This is a genomic window from Candidatus Accumulibacter vicinus, assembly GCF_000584955.1.
Lineage (GTDB): Bacteria > Pseudomonadota > Gammaproteobacteria > Burkholderiales > Rhodocyclaceae > Accumulibacter > Accumulibacter vicinus.
Genome location: NZ_JDSS02000042.1, coordinates 58,312 through 59,335, shown reverse-complemented (window position 1 = coordinate 59,335; position 1,024 = coordinate 58,312). Strand labels below are relative to the sequence as shown.

General features: G+C 62.9%; 1 protein-coding gene and 1 pseudogene. One reads left to right on the top strand and one right to left on the bottom strand.

Annotation, left to right across the window (positions count from 1 at the left end; all coding sequences use genetic code 11):
* On the bottom strand, positions 1-600 hold a 600-nt coding region (locus CAPSK01_RS18295), incomplete at its 3' end, for a DUF4347 domain-containing protein (protein WP_034930090.1).
* Between the two features lie 200 nt (positions 601-800).
* On the opposite strand from CAPSK01_RS18295, the pseudogene CAPSK01_RS23920 reads away from it, so the two are divergent.
* A pseudogene (locus CAPSK01_RS23920) lies at positions 801-1,024 on the top strand (hypothetical protein); the annotation flags it as partial.

Below are 1,024 nucleotides of genomic sequence, written 5' to 3'. Positions count from 1 at the left end.
TCCCCAGGTCACCACCGAGCCATCGCTGCGCAGCGCGGCAAAGGCATCCTGGTTGCGCACCTCGCCAGCCGTACGACCGGGAATGGATTGCGGCAGCACCGTGATCGTCAGACCGAGCAAGCCGTGCCACTCCGGTTTCTGCAACAGCGGACTGCGGGTCTCGCCGACGTCGAGTCGCCAGTCGCCACCGAGGTCGACATGGCCCACCGGCGCCGAGGACGCAGCGACAGGGGCGCCGAGGGCTTCCGCCAATGCAGCCACAAAAGCGCGGCCAGCGTTCCCCTGGCCCACTTCGCAGCCGTAGATCTGAAGATCGCCCTGGTCGTCGAGTGCCTGACCGATCAGCGCCAGGTTCCGGGAATGCTGTTCGAGGTTTTCGTGCGTCAGTTCGCTCGCGCCGAGCAGCAGGGCGCCAGAACGACCGTGCGCCAGAATACGAATCGAAGCCAGACCGCTCCGGCCGTTCAATGCCGCCTGCACCTGCGGCACACCCTCGCTGTCGCTATCGAGCAGCATCCACTCGCTGTCGGCGCCCAGGCCGGCAATCAGACCTTGATGATCCGCAACGCGGCTGTCGATAAAAACAAGGCGGGTACCCATGATGAAGCCTCCGTAGAAGATCGATGTGGAAGTTCTCGATCAGCATTCTCTGCCGACGAGTTAGCGCAGTTCCGCACAATCTTCCGTCAAAAAACACCATTGTTTTTGATCCAGGTCAATGTTGACGGGATTATTCGTGCTGTATTCCGGACGTCGCCGTGGCGCGCGGGCCATCGCCTGCGCGCTGGTCCGCCAGGGGCATGGGCGGTGGATCGGCGCGCAGCTACTTTCTCGTCATCGAGGAGACGGGGTAACACCGGCGAGGCCTCTGCATTCTGCCGCGCGGCACCGAGAAAGCTCACGAGGTCCGCTTGGTGGAGCAGACCTTCAGCCTGCGCCTCGGCCAACCGGTACGCTTTCACCTCGCTCATCTGCTTAAGCAGATCAAACAGCGTCAGCAAGCGCGACTCGGTGCCAATGAACT